Origin of the sequence: Aeromonas sp. 61P (genome assembly GCF_051919545.1) — a bacterium.
GTDB classification, from domain to species: Bacteria; Pseudomonadota; Gammaproteobacteria; order Enterobacterales; family Aeromonadaceae; genus Aeromonas; species Aeromonas veronii.
Genome location: NZ_JBQBEL010000001.1, coordinates 1,657,501 through 1,675,876, shown reverse-complemented (window position 1 = coordinate 1,675,876; position 18,376 = coordinate 1,657,501). Strand labels below are relative to the sequence as shown.

Annotated in this window: 10 protein-coding genes, 2 rRNA genes and 1 pseudogene; 2 read left to right on the top strand and 11 right to left on the bottom strand. The window is 60.5% G+C overall.

The annotated features are described in order from the left end of the window. Positions 1–131 precede the first annotated feature (131 nt). The gene (locus ACTG2O_RS08150) at positions 132–737 is read right to left on the bottom strand and encodes a TIGR04211 family SH3 domain-containing protein (protein WP_236285694.1); all 606 of its coding nucleotides are present in this window, start codon (positions 735–737) and stop codon (positions 132–134) included. A 146-nt stretch (positions 738–883) separates the two neighbouring features. Continuing rightward, the gene (locus tag ACTG2O_RS08145; protein WP_005354446.1) at positions 884–1,636 is read right to left on the bottom strand and encodes a potassium channel family protein; all 753 of its coding nucleotides are present in this window, start codon (positions 1,634–1,636) and stop codon (positions 884–886) included. Positions 1,637–1,737: 101 nt separating this feature from the next. Between ACTG2O_RS08145 and ACTG2O_RS08140 the strand changes: the two genes are divergently transcribed. Both ACTG2O_RS08140 and glnE read left to right on the top strand, forming a co-directional pair. Next, positions 1,738–2,988 carry a methyl-accepting chemotaxis protein gene (locus ACTG2O_RS08140; RefSeq protein ID WP_005362726.1) on the top strand — a complete coding sequence of 417 codons (1,251 nt, stop codon included), beginning with the start codon at positions 1,738–1,740 and terminating at the stop codon, positions 2,986–2,988. A 205-nt stretch (positions 2,989–3,193) separates the two neighbouring features. Beyond that, entirely contained in the window at positions 3,194–6,067 is a 2,874-nt protein-coding gene (gene glnE / locus ACTG2O_RS08135) for a bifunctional [glutamate--ammonia ligase]-adenylyl-L-tyrosine phosphorylase/[glutamate--ammonia-ligase] adenylyltransferase (protein ID WP_236285696.1), read from the top strand. An 88-nt stretch (positions 6,068–6,155) separates the two neighbouring features. Here the strand turns inward: glnE and ACTG2O_RS08130 are convergent. The 9 genes and pseudogenes from ACTG2O_RS08130 to ACTG2O_RS08090 form a co-directional block, all read right to left on the bottom strand. Then, positions 6,156–6,686: pseudogene (locus tag ACTG2O_RS08130) on the bottom strand (GNAT family N-acetyltransferase). 95 nt (positions 6,687–6,781) lie between these two features. Next, a complete protein-coding gene (locus ACTG2O_RS08125; protein ID WP_439975591.1) occupies positions 6,782–8,971 on the bottom strand; it encodes a glycoside hydrolase in 2,190 nt (729 codons plus the stop codon). A gap of 108 nt (positions 8,972–9,079) precedes the next feature. After that, on the bottom strand, positions 9,080–9,844 hold the full coding sequence (locus tag ACTG2O_RS08120; RefSeq protein ID WP_421293492.1) for a DUF2861 family protein: 765 nt from the start codon (positions 9,842–9,844) through the stop codon (positions 9,080–9,082). Between the two features lie 80 nt (positions 9,845–9,924). Further along, positions 9,925–10,572 carry a response regulator transcription factor gene (locus ACTG2O_RS08115; protein WP_058058526.1) on the bottom strand — a complete coding sequence of 216 codons (648 nt, stop codon included), beginning with the start codon at positions 10,570–10,572 and terminating at the stop codon, positions 9,925–9,927. Beyond that, the gene (locus ACTG2O_RS08110) at positions 10,569–11,951 is read right to left on the bottom strand and encodes a DUF3404 domain-containing protein (RefSeq protein ID WP_439975590.1); all 1,383 of its coding nucleotides are present in this window, start codon (positions 11,949–11,951) and stop codon (positions 10,569–10,571) included. The genes ACTG2O_RS08115 and ACTG2O_RS08110 overlap by 4 nt, the downstream gene beginning before the upstream one ends. 145 nt (positions 11,952–12,096) lie before the next feature. Beyond that, positions 12,097–14,259, bottom strand: coding sequence for an AsmA family protein (locus tag ACTG2O_RS08105; RefSeq protein WP_439975589.1), 2,163 nt, complete (start codon positions 14,257–14,259; stop codon positions 12,097–12,099). Between the two features lie 132 nt (positions 14,260–14,391). After that, positions 14,392–14,898 carry an NUDIX domain-containing protein gene (locus tag ACTG2O_RS08100; protein ID WP_439975588.1) on the bottom strand — a complete coding sequence of 169 codons (507 nt, stop codon included), beginning with the start codon at positions 14,896–14,898 and terminating at the stop codon, positions 14,392–14,394. A gap of 184 nt (positions 14,899–15,082) precedes the next feature. Then, positions 15,083–15,197: ribosomal RNA gene (gene rrf / locus ACTG2O_RS08095) — 5S ribosomal RNA — on the bottom strand. 121 nt (positions 15,198–15,318) lie between these two features. Continuing rightward, positions 15,319–18,207: ribosomal RNA gene (locus ACTG2O_RS08090) — 23S ribosomal RNA — on the bottom strand. Positions 18,208–18,376 lie beyond the last annotated feature (169 nt).

Here is an 18,376-nt window from a genome sequence, read left to right as displayed (position 1 = left end):
ATACGATCTGCCACCGCCTCTCTATCGCAAAGCAGTCACGCATTCCGCCCAATAACGGATGTCCCCAATGCGCCCAAAAAAGAAGGGCCGCCACGGCGACCCTTCTCAGCAATTCATTCAGCCAGATGCTGTCAGTTCATCCAGCGATCGCCACGGCTGCGACGACGGGGCAGCATGGGCAGCAGGATGCCAAGCAGGATACCGGCCCCCACCATGGCACCACCACGGATAAACCAGTCCATCTGCATGTCGTGCTCCTGGTTGTCGTAGCTCTGGGTCAGGGCATCATTCTGCTCTTTGAGATTGCTCATCTCCTCACCCTGACTGACCAGCTGGGCCTTGAGGGCGGCGATCTCCTTGCTCTGGGCAGCGATCTGGCCATCCTTCTCGGTGAAGCGTTTCTCGTTGTCACCGTTGAGGTTCTGCAGGCGATCTTTAAGCTCATCGCGCTCTTTTTCCACCAGGGGCAGACGCTCGCGCAGGCTGATCTGGCTCTGCAGTTCGCTGTTTTTGATCCACCCCTCGCGGCCACGACCGTCCACCACCTGGGTGAAACCGGCCTCGCTGTTCACCGCCTTTACCTCCAGCGGTTCACCAGCCTTGACGCTGCCAAGGATCCGGTACTGGGTACCCGGGCCATTGTGGATATAGGTAAAGATGTTGTCTGAAACATAACGGGTATCGGCCAGTGCCTGTTGGGCACACAAGCAGATCAAAATCCCGAGAAGGGCGCGCATGGTCGATCGGTTCTCTTTTTCAGGTTTGGACAAGAGGTTGAATGTTAAGCCGCCAGCAGGTTAAAGGACAAGCAAAGAAAAAGCACCTCCCCCGGATTAAAGAGCGCAGAGTTGCGAGTCACCTCGCAACTTGCCCGTCTACGGTCTCACTTGTTTTTCAGCTCCTGCACCTCGCTGCGCAGCGCGCGGATCTCCCGCAGCAGCTCCTCTTGCTGATTGTTGTAGTGATGACGCCACTTGTCGGTCTCGCCATCCCCCTTGTTGGGCTGCAAAAACAGGCTGGCCATGAAACCGCTGATGGCACCGAACAGACCGACTCCGAACAGGATCAGCAGGCTGGCGACAAACCGCCCCTCCTCGGTCTTGGGCACCAGATCCCCGTAACCCACTGTCGAGAGGGTCACCAGCGTCCACCAGAACGCGTCATAGGGTGTCTCAATCTGGCTGCCGGGCTGGCCTGACTCAATCCAGTACATGACGCCGGAGCCCACCCCCAGCAGCAGAAAGAACAGAAACAGGATACCGGAGAGGGTGGTCTCGTTGCGCTCGCGACGGAACATGGCCCAGAGATCCGGGTGCTCCTTGAACAGCTGATAGACCCGCCACAGCTGGATCAACCGCGCCCAGCGCAGCTGCTCCGCCATCGGCAGGCTACCCGGCAGATAGATCCAGTTGGCCTTGAAATAGGCCTTGCGATCAGAGGCCCGGATCCAGCCATAAGCAAAGTGCGCGAGGAAGAAGTAGCAGATCAGACTGTCGAGGTCATAGAAGAGCTGCAGGGTCTGTGGTGTCAGGCTCTCATGGCCCCACCAGCGGGCCGTCACCAGCACAACCGAGATAATCGACAGAAATGCCATCAGCAGATCCATCGCCCGCAGATGAGTTAAGTGATGTCGCATACATTTTCCAACTTTAAGCACAGTGCAAATTAATAAAAGAGAAGATAATGCCGATAGTCCTGAGGGCAAAGGAAAAAACGGCTTTTAAAAGGAGAATGACAATGCAGCTGAACCTGCTGGAGAAAAGAATGAGCAACATCCGGTTGGTACCCAAAGTGGTGCTGCTGATGGTGTTCAGTACCCTCCTGCTACTGACAAAACTCTGGTTTGACGCCAACAATCTGGAAGCGACCCTGCTCAGCGAAGGGCTCGATCCCGCCAAGGCGGATGCGATCTCCAATCGCCTGCTCTGGACCGGCCTGATGGAGACCGCCATCATGGGGCTGCTGTTCGTGATCCTGCTGCTCACCGGCTCCCGCCTGATGGTCAAGCAAGTGCACTATCTGGTGGGCCTGCTGGAGCGCTTCGCCAAGCGGGACCTCAGCCACAAGGTACTGCTCAAGTCTCGTGACGAATTCGGTGACATCGCCAAGGCGGTCTCCCACTCGCAGGAGAACCTCAAAGAGGTGTTTGGCAACCAGCGTGCCGCCTGCAAGGAGCTCAACGACATCGCCTCCCAAGTGACCCTTTGCATGGAAGAGGCCAACGAAGCGATCAACGAAGAGTTCACCCAGATCGAACAGCTGGCCAGCGCCATGAGCCAGATGGTCGGCGCCATTCGCGAAGTGGCCGCCCATGCGGATCAGGCCTCTCATGCCACCGCCGAAACCAGCCAGCTGGCGGAAGAGGGGAGCCGCTGCGTCGCCGACACCGTTAGCACCATAGACACCCTCTCCGGCAACATCCAGCGCTCCGCCACCGTGGTCAACGAGGTGGAGCAGGGGGTCGAGCGCATTGGCTCGGTAGTCGACACCATTCGCGGCATCTCGGAACAGACCAACCTGCTGGCACTTAACGCGGCCATCGAAGCGGCTCGCGCCGGTGAAGCTGGTCGCGGCTTTGCCGTGGTGGCCTCCGAAGTTCGCGAGCTGGCCAACCGGGCTCAGGCCGCCACCGTCGAGATCCAGAAGATGATCGAACAGCTGCAGGGCAATGCCCATCAGGCTGGCGAGCTGATGGCCCAAAGCGTACAGCAGGCCGACAAGGGGGTGGAACAGGTGACCCAGGCCGGTACCCAGCTCGCCACCATAGTGCAGCGGGTACAGGGTGTCGCCGACATGAACCGCCACATCGCCGCCGCCTCCGAGCAACAGAGCTCGGTCGCCGAAGAGATGCGCGGCAATCTGGAGCAGGTCAAGCAGATCGCCGAAGGCTCCGTCGTGGTGCTGCGCGAGCTGCAAGAGGCCTCCGAGCTGGTCGAGCAGCACAGCAAGGAGCTCGACAGCCAGATCCAGTCCTTCAAGCTGGCGTGACCACAGCGCATAGACAGAAAGGCCCTGAGGGGCCTTTCTTCATATCCCCACCAGCAACCCATTTTCCTTTCTGGATCATGCTTCTCGCCCCTGCGCTGTGACGCGGGGGCCTGACAGTGCTAGATTGGCAGCCACCATTTTGAACCGGCAGCGTTGTTAACCTCGTGTCGTTAACCCGCTGTCGTGAACCACAAGGACGGCAACCGTGGCCCAGCATTCTCCCTCTTTCTCCGCCCTCTCCCCCTTGCTGCAAGAACAGGCCGAGCGCCAGTGGCAGCGACTGGTCGAGCTGGCCCCCGACTATGGCAACCAGCCCGAGCCGGTGCACCAGACCCTGCTGACCCTGCTCGGTCTCTCCGATTTTGTTGCCGATTCCCTTTTCAAACAGCCCGAGTTGCTGGCCGAGCTGATCGCCTCCGGAGATCTGGAGCGCTCCGAACGCTGGCCCGCCTACCAGAGAGATCTGACTGCCCTGCTCGCCGAGGTGAGCGATGAAGAAACGCTCAAGCGCATCCTGCGCCAGTTCCGCCGCAGCCGCATGCTGGTGATCGCCTGGCGCGAGCTGCTGGGCCATGCGGCGGTGGAAGAGAGCTTTATCCACCTCACCAAGCTGGCGGATGCCCTGATCTGCTCTGCTCGCGACTGGCTCTACGCCAAACAGTGTGGCGAGCTGGGCACCCCGATGGATGGCAACGGTAATCCGCAACCGCTACTGATCCTCGGCATGGGCAAGCTCGGGGGCGGCGAGCTGAACTTCTCCTCGGATATCGACCTTATCTTCACCTTCCCCGAGAACGGCTACACGGTCGGCGGGCGGCGCGAGCTGGCCAACCAGCAATTTTTCATCAAGCTGGGCCAGCGCATCATCAACGCCCTCCACCAGCCCACCCAGGATGGTCAGGTGTTCCGGGTCGATATGCGGCTGCGCCCCTTTGGCGACGCTGGGCCGCTCGCCATCTCCTTTGCCGCCATGGAGGATTACTACCAGCACCACGGCCGCAACTGGGAGCGCTACGCCATGGTCAAAGCGCGGGTACTGGGGCCCCAGTGCGAGCACGCGGTGGAGCTGGCCGAGATGCTTCGCCCCTTTGTGTTTCGCCGCTATATAGACTTTGGCGTTATCGACGGCCTGCGCCAGATGAAAGCGATGATCGCCTCCGAGGTGCGCCGCAAGGGGCTGGAGGGCAACATCAAGCTGGGGGCTGGCGGCATTCGCGAAGTGGAGTTTATCGCCCAGGCGCTGCAGCTTATTCGCGGCGGGCGCGAACCGGCGCTGCGGGTGCGCCACCTGCCCGAAGCGCTGGCCGCCATCGCCCAATGTGGCGCCCTCGAATCCGCCCATTGCGATCGCTTGCTGGATGCCTATCGCTTCCTGCGCCGGGTCGAGAACATATTGCAGGAGATCGGCGATCAGCAGACCCAGACCCTGCCCACCGAGGAGCGGGATCGCCAGCGGCTGATCGCCGCCCTCGGTTTTGCCGACTGGGGCGCCTTTATGGCTCATCTCGATGAGGAGATGGCTGCCGTCCATCAGGAGTTCGCCGCCGTGGTGGGGGAAGAGAAAGAGGCACCCGCCCATCTGGAGCAGCTTTGGCTCGATCTCTGGCGCACCGAGCTCGATGCCGCCGAGCTGGAAAAATTGCTGACTGCTCAAGGGGTCGTCGAGCCCGCTCCGCTCTGCGCTGCCCTGCTGCGCTTCAAGGAGGAGTACAAGCGCCGTCAGGTGGGGCCGCAGGGGCGCATCGCACTGGACTGGCTGATGCCGGAGCTGCTGCGGCTGGTGGTCGCCAGTGAGCAACCCGCCCGCCTGTTCGAGCGGGTATGCGAGCTGCTGACCCGCATCTTCACCCGCAGCGCCTATCTGCAACTGCTGGCGGAAAACCCGGGCGCCCTGCGCCAGCTGGTACGGCTGTGCGACGCCAGCCATCTGGTGAGCGAACAGCTGGCCCGCTACCCCATCCTGCTGGATGAGCTGCTCGATCCCCAGCACCTCTACCACCCCACCCCGCTCGACCAGTACAAGCCCCAGCTGCGCCAGTTCCTGCTGCGCATCCCCGAAGAGGACGTGGAGCAGCAGATGGAAGCGCTGCGCCAGTTTAAGCAGGTGCAGTTGCTGCGCATCGTGGCGGCCGACATCGCCGGCGCCCTGCCGCTGATGAAGGTGAGCGACCACCTCACCTGGCTCGCGGAGGCGATCACCGAAGAGGTGGTCAATCAGGCGTGGGCCCAGATGAGCGAACGCTACGGGGTGCCGCCCGAGGTGGCGTTAAGCGGCCAGCGCGGTTTTGCGGTGGTGGCCTATGGCAAGCTGGGTGGCATCGAGCTCGGTTACGGCTCGGATCTCGATCTGGTATTCCTGCACGGCGGCGACCCCAACAGCTACACAGATGGCCGCAAGCCCATCGACAGCCGCCAGTTCTACCTGCGCCTGGCCCAGCGGATCCTGCACCTGTTCAGCACCCGTACCCCCTCCGGCATCCTCTACGAAATAGACATGCGGCTGCGTCCCTCCGGCGACTCCGGCCTGCTGGTCTCGTCGCTGTCGGCCTACGAGCAGTACCAGCAGAACGAGGCGTGGACCTGGGAACATCAGGCGCTGGTGCGGGCTCGCCCCATCTATGGCGATGATGCCATCGTTGCCGAGTTTGCCCGCATCCGCCGCGATGTGCTGGCCAGGGAGCGCGACCTGCCGACTCTGGCCCGCGAGGTGCGCGAGATGCGCCACAAGATGCGGGATCACCTGCTCAAAGCCGGTGCCGGCGAGTTCGACCTCAAGCAGTCCCCCGGCGGCATGGTGGATATCGAGTTTATCGCCCAGTATCTGGTGCTGGCCCACGCCTGCGGCGAGCCCGATGCCCTCACCCGCTGGTCCGATAACGTGCGCATCTTCGATGAGTGCGTCATGGCGGGGGTGCTGACCCTGGAGCAGGCGGAGGGGCTGAAGCAGGCCTATCTGGAGATCCGCAACCTAGGCCATCGCCTCAACCTCTCGGAGATCTCCCGCAAGGTGAGCGACGATCAGCTGCAGAGTGAGCGCAGCCATGTGCTCGCCGTCTGGCACAAGCTGCTGGGGGAGTGATTCCCACCAGCGGCAATGAAAAAGGGCCCGCCTGAATTGCTTCAGGCGGGCTCCTCTATTATCGGCAAGTCGGCATCCTTACGGTTGCTCAGCCGTGATCCATCACCGTCTCCACCAGCATGCTGTTGAAACGCTGATAGGCCTCTTCCTCAAGGAGCCCCGGATAGCTCAACACCCGCAGCGCATGACCTTGATAGTCAGGATGATAGGGCGGGTGGACATGGGCATAGTCGTTGAGACAAAAGCCCAGCCCCTGATAGAAGCGCAGACGGCGAATAGCAATCTCATCCTCTGGCGAATCGATCTCGAGAATGACGGTTTTGCCTGCCCGCTCGCAAAATTCAGCCAGCAGGCGGCTGCCGTAGTTGCGGCCGCGCTACGCCTGATTGATGGCCAGATGCTCGATATAGATCTGCTCGCCGCACGCCCACCAGAAGATAAAACCGAGCAGCAGGGCATCCTGATAAAAGATTTGGCAGTGATAGCGAGGATCCCGCATCTTCTGGGGCTGATGCTGTGACTGGCGCTGCTCGTAGCGGGGAAAACTCTCGCCATAGATCTGCCAGACCAGCGGCCACGCCGGATGGTTTACCTCTCTAATCACTTCACTCTCAATCATCAGAACTACCTCTCGTTTATTTTGCAGAACGTTCATCTATACATGAAAAGTTCTGCCACATCATTCTCTGATGAAATAAAAGCCAGAACGCCAGATTAGCGGGCGCCATCCGGTTGCGAGACAAACTGCAGCTGACTGCCATCGGGCAACAGCGCCAACACGCTTTGAGCGGCCAGTTTTATCCCCGCCTGCTCGGTGGCCGGGCCAAAGTTGGCAATCAGTCGAGTGCCATCAGCAAACTCGCTCTGCTGCACCACTCCTCGTTTGTCGAGCCAACGAAAACCGGTGAGCGGCTGGTTGTAGAGCCGCTCATGCAGCGGGCGGAAGAAGGCATCGAGTCCCTTGAGATAGGGAATGCGCGCGCTGGCGCTATCCAGACTGAGGTTGAGCAGCGGCGGCACGTTGTAGAGCTGCTGCAACAGTTCGGTCACCTGACGGCTCTCCCTGAATTTGAGGCTGTCCATCGTCCAGTGGTGGGTGGTCACTATGCTGTCGTGAAAGACGCTCTGGAACAGCGGCAGCCGCAGCGCCGGATCGAAGTAGAGCCCCTGATACCCGGGCTTGAGGTGGCTCTGGCGAAAGAAGAACGCAGGCTGATAGTCGGGATACCAGGCCCCCAGATAGTAGGGGCGGCGCATATCGGGATCCTGCCAGCCAAAGCCGCTGGTCTGGGGGCCGTGGGCAAAGGCCGCGGTGCGGTTGGCAACCGCACCGCCCTCCTCGGAGCCCACCAGCACACCCTGACTCCTGGCAATCCACGCCATCCCGGCCATCCGGTTTTGTGCATCCTGCGCCTGGGTGGTCGGCTTGGCCGGGTCGAAATCGTCAAACACCATGCCGGTCGCCGCCACATCGAGGAACCAGCTGTTGTAGTGGCTCGCCTGCTGCAACCAGGGTACGCGCTGCTCCATCACCGGGCGCACGCAGGCCTGATTGGTGTAGACGCCGCTGTTTTGAAAGCCGCTCTTGCGCCGCCCGTTCTCCTGCATGATGCCGCAGCGCAGGTAAATATCCTGCCCCATCTGGGCGGTGAGCCAGCTCGGCTGCCGATTACCCTCCGGCAGCGCGGTATCGTAAGAGTCGTAAGGGGCGATGAGATAGCCCGCCGCTTTGGCAAGTTCAATCCCCTGCGGCGCGGCAAAGCCCGCCGTCCACTGGGGCAGCCCCAGCCAGAGTCTGGGTAGTCCAGCCTGCTTGAGAGCGGCGATCATCTTGGCCGAGCTGCCATCACCCCAACTCTGCGGCTCGTTGAGCGCCGCCCCCAGTTGCGTGGCCGCCAGCGTGCGCCGGGCGGCGAAATCGGCCGGTTGCTGACCGGGATGGCGCTGCGCCAGCGCCTGCTCTACCCCGGCCAACACCAAATTTTGCAGGTAGCGGTTGCGGGCCAGATCGGGGGCCTGCAGCGCCGTTTTGCTCTCCCCCTTGAGCCAGTCGGCGGGGATCAGGCGACGCAACTCGGACCAGCTCTTCACATCCTGTGGCACCAGCAGTCGCTCGCCCCAGAGGTAGAGGTGAGAGGCGCCGATCAGCCGCTTGCCATCCTTTACTGCCGCCAGCTTGCTCTCGAGCGAGACCTGCTCGCCCCGCTCCTGCAACCAGCTGCGATAGGCCTTGGCCGCTGCTAGCCAGTCGTTGCCCGGCTGCAGCGACACCGCCACCTCATAGGGAGCAGCAAGATTGAGGCGATTGACGCTATGGGTCGCCGTCAGGGCAATACCATCTTGCTTGGGGGCAAAGGTGAGCCGGTTGTTGAAGGGGTTGGCAAAGAGGATCGCCAGCTGCTGATCACCGTAATCCAGCCCGACCAGCGGCAGGGTAAGATTTTCGGTGGTGTTGATCCCCTGATACTCCTGCGCCAGCGCCTGGCGCCACGCGGGATGAGTAGCGGGAATGCGAAAACCCTCGTGGATCGGCAGCATCAGCGCCTGCGCCCCTGCCGGCACCCGCGGCCACACCAGCTCGCCAGCACTCGCACGGCTGAGGGTAAGGATCAGACGGTTGCCCGCAAGGCGAGCCAAGGCCCGCACCTCACCATCGGCGCGGGTCAGCCAGCTGGCGCGCTCCCCCTCCTGCTGCAGAGCGGTGACCGGCTGGCGCGGGCCGGGGGAAGAGATGGCAAGGTGCTTGCCCGAGGGCAGCACAGCCTCGGCCGCCAGGGTGGCGGGATCCAGCTCGATGCGCCACTGATCGTTGGCAAGGGTCAGCGCCTCGGCAGGCAGGGAGAACAGCGGCGCCAACAGCAGGAGCGGGCGGATCCGGCTCGTTAGCACGGGAAGAAGAGTCATGGTCGGTGATTCCTGATAAAACACGGGAATCGCCATTTCAGCAGATTGGCCGCCTGCGATTGTCAGGCCAATGTCAGGATTGCGTGCACCTGACCATCACGACGACCATTACTCAACCGGCCCCGCCTGACTGTGGCTTAGCTGCAACACCAGCTGGCCACGCTGGCTGGTTTGCACCAGCGAGAGGGTGCGCCAGCTATCAGGCGTGGCGGCAGGCCAGTTCACCGGCTCATTGGGTGCAATCCGGTGCCACCAGAGCAGGGAATATTGCGGGCGGGCCAGCACCGTCTGCTCGAGCCAGAGAGGAGTGCACGAAGCGGGATTGGCGGGGGGATTGGCCACCGCCAGCGGCGAGCGGGAGAGCCAGTCCAGATCCTGCACCGCAGGCAGCGGCAGCGCTACCTGCCAATCCTTGCCCGCCACCGCCAACCGCAGCAGATAGAGTCCGGCTGGCAAAGGCGTAGGTAGATCGGCCCCGACAACCCTGACCCCTTTATTCTCTTCCGCCTCCCACTGGGCACTTGCCAGTCGGTCACGGCCAGCGGGATCGATAAGTTCAGCGGCGGTGATGGGCCCCTCCCCGGTCAACTGCACCCGATAGTCCCGCAGCAGCGGCGCATCGCGCTGGATCAGCTCAAGACGCAGCTCGCTCACCCCATCAGGCAAGGTCAGCGGGAAATCCTTGCCGCAATGCTGGGCACTCAGCGCAGTCAGCATCCCCTGCCAGCTGCGGCGCTCGGCATCGCTGTTGAGGGCGGGCCAAGCCTGCTGCAAAGATTGCCAGGCGTGCCGGATATCCCCCTGCAACAGTGCCAAGGTAGCCGGTTGCAGCGGGTCGGCGCGCTCGGTTTCCAGGAGGCGATCGGTTGCCATCACGCAGCTTGCGTTTAGAAGGCACAGGCTCAGAAGGCCGACGCTTAGAGCCAACAGCAGTCCAGCCAGCGTTGCACGCTTCACGCTGGCACCTCCAGCCGGTAGCCGATGCCGCGCACCGTCTCGATGGCCAGCCCGGGCAGCTTCTGGCGCAGTTGCAGAATATGGGTATCGACGGTGCGGGTGGAGGGAAACGCCTGATAGCCCCACACCCGGTTGAGGATCTCCTCCCGGCTCAGCACCCGCCCCGCCATCCGCACCAGCAGGGTGAGCAGGGCAAACTCGGTGGGGGTAAAGCTCACCTCCGCATCCTGCCAGCTCGCCTGCATCCGGGCGGGATGAAGCTGCAAGCCGCCTACCGCCTGAGTGCCATCCCCCAGCTGACGCAGCTGGGCTCGGATCCGCGCCAGCAGCTCGTCATGGGAGAAGGGCTTGGTCAGGTAGTCGCGCGCCCCCGCATCAAGCCCGGCCACCCGATCGCTCACCTCCACCCGGGCGGTCAGCACGATCACCGGCAGCGCCTTGCGCGCCAGCCACAGGGGCAACCAGTCGAGAGCATCCCCCTCCGGCATGGTACGATCCAGCAGCACCAAATCCGCCGCCAGCCACTGCTGCTCCGCCGCAGCCAGAGTGTCGCACCAGAGGCAGCGATACCCTTCCCGGGTCAGATAGCGTTGCAGGTTCTCCGCCAGCAGCGCCTCGTCTTCGACAAGCAGGATGGTTTTCATGATTCGGGGTCGCTCCAGAGTTGGCAGGGCAGCGTCAGGGTAAAGGTAGTGGGCGGGCCGGATAGGGTGAGGCGCCCGCCAAGACGACGCAGCAGATGGCGCACGATGGCAAGCCCCAACCCCAAACCCTCGGCACGGGCACCGCGGCGCAGCAGGGTGGCGAGCCGGTAATTTGGCAGCTCGCCACCATCGCTGACTGCGAGGTTCAAACGCCCCGCCTGCCAGCTGGCACAGATCCGAACCGGCGCGCGGCCATGCTGGCTGGCGTTGCGCAGCAGGTTGTCGAGGGCGAGATCGAGCCAGTAGAAGGGGAGCGCCAGAGTCATCTCCCGCTCAAGGCAGAAGGTGGCGTCATGCCGCTCGCAAGCCAGGGTGAGCCACTCGGTGAGACTGACCGCCACCCGCTCATCTTCCAGAGTCTCAGCCGCCAGATAGTGGCGACTGGCCTGCGCCAGCTGATGCAGGCGGGCGACACTGCCCAGCAGCTGACCCACGCTCTGTTGGGCGGAAGGGGGCAGTCGGTCGAAATCGTGGCGCAGCTCCTCGCTGATGCCGGAGAGCGCCATGATGGGAGTGCGCAGCTCGTGGGTCAGCATCTGCAATGCGACGCGCCGCTCCCGCAGCAGGCGCCAGCGCTGCCAGCTGGCCCACCCCAGCAACAGGATAAAACCAAACGAGCTGGCCAGCGCCAGCCACTGCCAGCCAAGCGTGGGGAGAGCATTGAAGCAAATCGCTCCGACTCGCTCCTGACAGGGACCATCGGTACGGCGATCCAGCGTCACACCAAGCCGCTCGGCCAGCGGCTGCCACTGCCCGGCGCCATAACGGCGCCACTGCCCATCGGCAAGTAGCCAGAGCTGACCCGATTGCAGCAGCCAGCGCTCACCCCGCAGCAGGGCATCGAGGTTGTCATCGCCGAGCTCGCCAAGCAGCCCCAGCTGATCACGCCGCTCCCGCACATGGAGCAGAGCATCGAGCCCGGCCACCGGATGACCAGCCAGCCAGCGCGCAGCGCTGGAGCCACCCAGCGGATAAACGGGGTGAGCGGCAAACCAGCGGGTCGAGGGTACAGCCCCTTGGCCACAAAGCGCCTGCAGTAGCGGCAGCCACTCGGCGGGCAACTCATTCTCTGTCCCGCACTCCTGCTGATAGCGATAGATGGCCTGCAGTTGACGCAGCGGATAGCGCTGCCAGGCAGGATGAAGGGAGTCGGGAGCGATCAGGCGACGATCGAGCCGCTGCACCTCGTCAAGAGGCAGCGCCTGTTCGGGAGCCTGCCTGGCCAGCGCGCCCGCCAGGCGATCAGCCAGCGGCCCGGCCAGCACGGGATACGCCATGCCGTAGCAGATCAGGGAGCAGAGCAGCAGGATCAGGCGCATGGGTTCAACTCGAGAGGACTCCGGATCAAGGCACAGCAGGTCACTGCGCCATAAAGAATGTCAGCGCCATTTTTCAATGGCGCTGACATCCGGTCAACCGCTAACGGCATTGGCGCGGCTCCCGCCAGCCCATATGAACCGTCATCTATTTGAACAGCCCCTTGAGCAGCTGGTCGGCCACCCCTTTGACGGCCTCGTTCTCGGCCTTGTCACCCAGCAGCTTCTTGAGGCCGCGTTCGGCCTCCTTGCGCGCCTTATCCTCCAGCAGCTTGTTGTTGCTAAGCAGCGCCTTCACATCGAGCTGGTAGCTGGGGGCTTGCCAGTGACCGCCGATCCGCACCGGAATGGTGATCTCCTTCAGCTCATCCACATCCTTGCCCCCCTGCCCCTTGCTGCTCTCGACAATGGAGGTGAGGAACAGGAAGTCGAGGCTCTCCAGCACCAGCGCCGTCTGCCCCTCGCCCTTGACCCGCAAGGCGGGGGCAAAGAGCTGGATGTCGTTGCTACGGGCGATGCCGTCGGCAATCTGGAAGCTGGCGGTGAGGGCGCTGAAGTCGGTCTTGCGCGCCTCCTTCACCTGCTCGGCCCCCTTGCCGGTGAGGGTGGCCCGCGCCTCGCGGATCATTTCCGCTAGGTTGATGCCGTGCAGGGCGCCGTCGCTCAGCTTCAAGGTCACCTTGCCCTGCATTCCGTTGCGCAGTGCCAGAGGGGAGAGACCACGCCCCTGCACCTGCACATCGAGATCGCCCTTACCCTCCAGCAGATCGCTCTGGGCCAGAGTCTGCAGCAAGGGACGAATGTTCACTCCGGCCACCTGCTTGTGCACCTTGTAGGTGGCGGGTTGCTGGCGTGCGTCGAGAACCCCTTTCGCGCTTACCTGACCGCCCGCCACGGTCGCGCTGAACTGTTTGAGCGTCAGCAGTCCCTTGGCCAAAACCACCTGCAGATCGACAGTACCGAGATCCAGCCCTTTCAGGCGCAGGCTACCGAGTTGCAACCGACCATCCAGATCCACACCTTTGAGCGCGCCCAGATCCGGTTCAACCGCGGAGAGGGCTTCGCTCTTGCCGGTTGCTTCTTTATCGCCAGTTGCAGCGGTATTGGAAGCACCGACCGTTGGTTTGTCCTCTCTCGCCTGCGCTGGTGTGGTCGGTGCCGATCTGGCGAGCCATTTGTCGAGATCCAGCTTCTCCCCCTTGAGATCGAAGCTGATCGAGGGAACAGCGCCAAGCTGCACGGTTCCATCACCACTCAGCAGCGCCTCATCAGCACTCATCACCAGCTTGCTCAGGGTAATCAACTGCTTGTCGAGCTCGGCACGGGCAAACCCGGCCAGTTTCAGCTTCATCTGCGGGCGCGGCAGCGCATCACCTTCCAGCGCAGCCGTCAGCAGCACATCGGAGAGCTCGGCAAGCTTCATCTCTTTATCGAGCCGTCCCTTGAGCGTTCCTTCCAGCGAACCAGCCAGTGAAGCTTGCTGCCCCTCACCCTTGGCTCCTTTCAGCGCCAACGTGAGGTTGCTCCACTCACCAAGGGCCAGTCGGTCTCCCTTGATGGAGAAACTGTCGAGTCGCAGAGACGGGTCACTCAGGCTGCCGCTGAGGCTCAGATCTTTCAGCTCACTCGCCATCACCTCCTGCGCCAGCTTGATCTGGGTCTGCCCTTTAACGTCGAAAGCGAGCTTGTCGGCACTCCCCTTGGCGGCCAGCGTCACGGGTACCCACTGACCGGTGGCCAGTTGCCCCATATCGAGATCGAGGCGATCCAGTCGCAGCGACGTGCCGCTGCGATCATCCTGTACCAGCGCACTGGCCTGGGAGAGCGCGACACCCTGCAAGCTGATCTGCCAGGGCTTGCTATCAGCGGTTGGCGCTGGGGTTGCGGGGACGACCGGTTCGCTTGCATCAGCAGTGGCATCTTTGAGCAGTCCGCTCAGATTGGAGCTGCCATCCGCCTTGGTCTGGATAAAGAGATTGGCGCCACTCAGGGTCACCTTGCCGATCTCCAGACGATGGGAGAGCAGCGGCAACAGGGCCACCGAGGCCTCGCCCTGCTCGAAACGAACCAGATCCGGCTCGGCAAAACCGGCCGGATTGCGCAGAGCGACCTTCTCCAGCGAGAGCCCGAGACTCGGCCAGAAACGCCAGTCAATCTCCCCCGCCATCACCAGCTCCCGACCCGTGCTCTTGCGCACCTGTTCAGCCAGTTGGGGCTTGAATTGATTGGGGTCGATAAGGCTTATCAACGTCACTATGGCCAGCAAGGCTGCCACGGCGATGCCGAGCAAGATGAGAACTATCTTCTTCACGATATGCTCCTTGAATCCGGATCCACTGCTGACTATACCACTCACCGTCTGACGAATGGCGTCTGCGGGACAAAAGTGGACAAGGATGAGACAGGGATGGTCGCTGCCAATCCCCATCGTCATCAGCAGGGATCAGGCTTGCAAAGAGGATTGCTGCAGCCGCGCCACCGCGGTGCGCGTCGATTCGAAAGCAAAGCGGGGCAAGGGAATATCGCTGATCTTCAGCCACTGACAGGCGGCCACATCGTCAGCCGGCTGGATGAACGGTTTTTCACTCAGCTTGATAGCGAAAAAGGTGTCACAGGTGTGATAGGTGATGCCATCGTAGGGGTAAATATTGGAGAATGAACCGAGATAGGTAAAAGGTTGGGCGCTGACATCGAGCCCCAGCTCCTCCTGTAACTCGCGCACCAGCGCCCCCTCCAGCGACTCGCCGGGATCGACAAATCCGCCCGGCAGATCCAGCAACCCCTTGCACGGATTGCGGGCACGCTCCGCAACCAGCACCTCGTCCTGCCAGCAAAGCGCCACCATCACCGCCGTCGCCACATTCTGGAAAAAATGAAAACCGCAGCCACAGAGAAACTCTTTAGGGCTGACGCTCTGCAAGGTTTGACCACCGCATTTTGGACAAAACATGGGCTATCTCCGACGAAATAAAGCGCTATTTTACGCTGCCATGGCTGTTTTTTATGAGTAAAACCGACGGGGGAAGACTAGGAATTGGAAGGGAGAGGAATAAAACAGGGCAATTATCAGGCGACTTACTGAATTGCAGGCAATAAAAAACCCCGCTCGATGAGCGGGGTTTCTTGTATTGAGTGCCTGGCAGTGTCCTACTCTCGCATGGCGAATGCCACACTACCATCGGCGCTACCGCGTTTCACTTCTGAGTTCGGCATGGGATCAGGTGGTTCCACGGCGCTATGGCCGCCAGGCAAATTCTTCAATCCAGAAAGCTGACGTGAATAACGATGTTGCTCGTGGCTTGTCGTTATCACTGAATTAGTAGTTCGCTTGGTATTTGCTACAAGCCTTAGAACACTTCTTGGGTGTTGTATGGTTAAGCCTCACGGGTAATTAGTACGGGTTAGCTCAATGCATCGCTGCACTTACACACCCCGCCTATCAACGTTGTGGTCTCCAACGGCCCTTTAGGACCCTCAAGGGGTCAGGGATGACTCATCTCAGGGCTCGCTTCCCGCTTAGATGCTTTCAGCGGTTATCGATTCCGAACTTAGCTACCGGGCAGTGCCACTGGCGTGACAACCCGAACACCAGAGGTTCGTTCACTCCGGTCCTCTCGTACTAGGAGCAACTCCCTTCAATCATCCAACGCCCACGGCAGATAGGGACCGAACTGTCTCACGACGTTCTGAACCCAGCTCGCGTACCACTTTAAATGGCGAACAGCCATACCCTTGGGACCGACTTCAGCCCCAGGATGTGATGAGCCGACATCGAGGTGCCAAACACCGCCGTCGATATGAACTCTTGGGCGGTATCAGCCTGTTATCCCCGGAGTACCTTTTATCCGTTGAGCGATGGCCCTTCCATTCAGAACCACCGGATCACTATGACCTACTTTCGTACCTGCTCGACCTGTCCGTCTCGCAGTTAAGCTGGCTTATGCCATTGCACTAACCTCCTGATGTCCGACCAGGATTAGCCAACCTTCGTGCTCCTCCGTTACTCTTTGGGAGGAGACCGCCCCAGTCAAACTACCCACCAGGCACTGTCCGCGAGCCCGATTCAGGGCCCTGCGTTAGAACATCAAACATACAAGGGTGGTATTTCAAGGACGGCTCCAGCGCAACTGGCGTCACGCCTTCAAAGCCTCCCACCTATCCTACACATGTAGGTTCAATGTTCAGTGCCAAGCTGTAGTAAAGGTTCACGGGGTCTTTCCGTCTAGCCGCGGGTACACCGCATCTTCACGGCGAATTCGATTTCACTGAGTCTCGGGTGGAGACAGCATGGCCATGGTTACACCATTCGTGCAGGTCGGAACTTACCCGACAAGGAATTTCGCTACCTTAGGACCGTTATAGTTACGGCCGCCGTTTACCGGGGCTTCGATCAAGAGCTTCGCTTGCGCTAACCCCATCAATTAACCTTCCGGCACCGGGCAGGTGTCACACCCTATACGTCCACTTTCGTGTTTGCAGAGTGCTGTGTTTTTGATAAACAGTCCCAGCCATCTGGTCACTGCGACTCCCGACAGCTCCATCCGCAAGGGACTTCACCATCAAGAGCGAACCTTCTCCCGAAGTTACGGTTCTATTTTGCCTAGTTCCTTCACCCGAGTCTCTCAAGCGCCTTGGTATTCTCTACCCGACCACCTGTGTCGGTTTGGGGTACGATGACTTGTAATCTGAAGCTTAGAGGCTTTTCCTGGAAGCAGGGCATCAATGGCTTCCACACCGTAGTGTGTTCGTCTCGTGTCTCAGTGTTGTGTCTCCGGATTTGCCTGGAAACACCACCTACGCACTTTCACCAGGACAACCGTCGCCTGGCCCACCTAGCCTTCTCCGTCCCCCCATCGCAATTACAAGTCGTGCAGGAATATTAACCTGCTTCCCATCGACTACGCCTTTCGGCCTCGCCTTAGGGGTCGACTCACCCTGCCCCGATTAACGTTGGACAGGAACCCTTGGTCTTCCGGCGAGGAGGCTTTTCACCCCCTTTATCGTTACTTACGTCAGCATTCGCACTTCTGATATCTCCAGCATACCTCTCGATACACCTTCGCAGACTTACAGAACGCTCCCCTACCACTCACACATAAGTGTGAATCCGCGGCTTCGGTGCCTGGTTTGAGCCCCGTTACATCTTCCGCGCAGGCCGACTCGACTAGTGAGCTATTACGCTTTCTTTAAATGATGGCTGCTTCTAAGCCAACATCCTAGCTGTCTGAGCCTTCCCACATCGTTTCCCACTTAACCAGAACTTTGGGACCTTAGCCGGCGGTCTGGGTTGTTTCCCTCTTCACGACGGACGTTAGCACCCGCCGTGTGTCTCCCGGATATTACTTACTGGTATTCGGAGTTTGCATGGGGTTGGTAAGTCGGGATGACCCCCTAGCCCAAACAGTGCTCTACCCCCAGTAGTATTCGTCCGAGGCGCTACCTAAATAGCTTTCGGGGAGAACCAGCTATCTCCGAGTTTGATTGGCCTTTCACCCCCAGCCACAGGTCATCCCCTAACTTTGCAACGTTAGTGGGTTCGGTCCTCCAGTTGATGTTACTCAACCTTCAACCTGCCCATGGCTAGATCACCCGGTTTCGGGTCTACACCTTGCAACTAGACGCCCAGTTAAGACTCGGTTTCCCTACGGCTCCCCTATACGGTTAACCTCGCTACAAAATGTAAGTCGCTGACCCATTATACAAAAGGTACGCAGTCACCCCGAAGGGCTCCCACTGCTTGTACGTACACGGTTTCAGGTTCTATTTCACTCCCCTCACAGGGGTTCTTTTCGCCTTTCCCTCACGGTACTGGTTCACTATCGGTCAGTCAGGAGTATTTAGCCTTGGAGGATGGTCCCCCCATATTCAGACAGGATGTCACGTGTCCCGCCCTACTCGATTTCACATCAAGGTTGTTTTCGTGTACGGGGCTATCACCCTGTATCGCCGGCCTTTCCAGGACCGTTCCACTAACTTCCAAGATGCTTAAGGGCTAATCCCCGTTCGCTCGCCGCTACTGAGGGAATCTCGGTTGATTTCTTTTCCTCGGGGTACTTAGATGTTTCAGTTCTCCCGGTTCGCCTCTGTTACCTATGTATTCAGTAACAGATACCCGAGTTATCTCGGGTGGGTTTCCCCATTCGGAAATCTGTGAGTAATAGCGTCTCTTACCGACTTCTCACAGCTTATCGCAGGTTAGTACGTCCTTCATCGCCTCTGACTGCCAAGGCATCCACCATGTACGCTTAGTCACTTAACCATACAACCCCAAGAAGTGTCGTCGAAACGGCATTCAAGTTGCTGTACAACAAGGACCAAATAAAATTTGGTTTTCGCCAAGAAGTTTCCAAAGCACTTGTAACAAATGTTTGAGAACTACTTTTTAAATCAGCTTTCCAGATTGTTAAAGAGCATGTTTGCAACGGCGC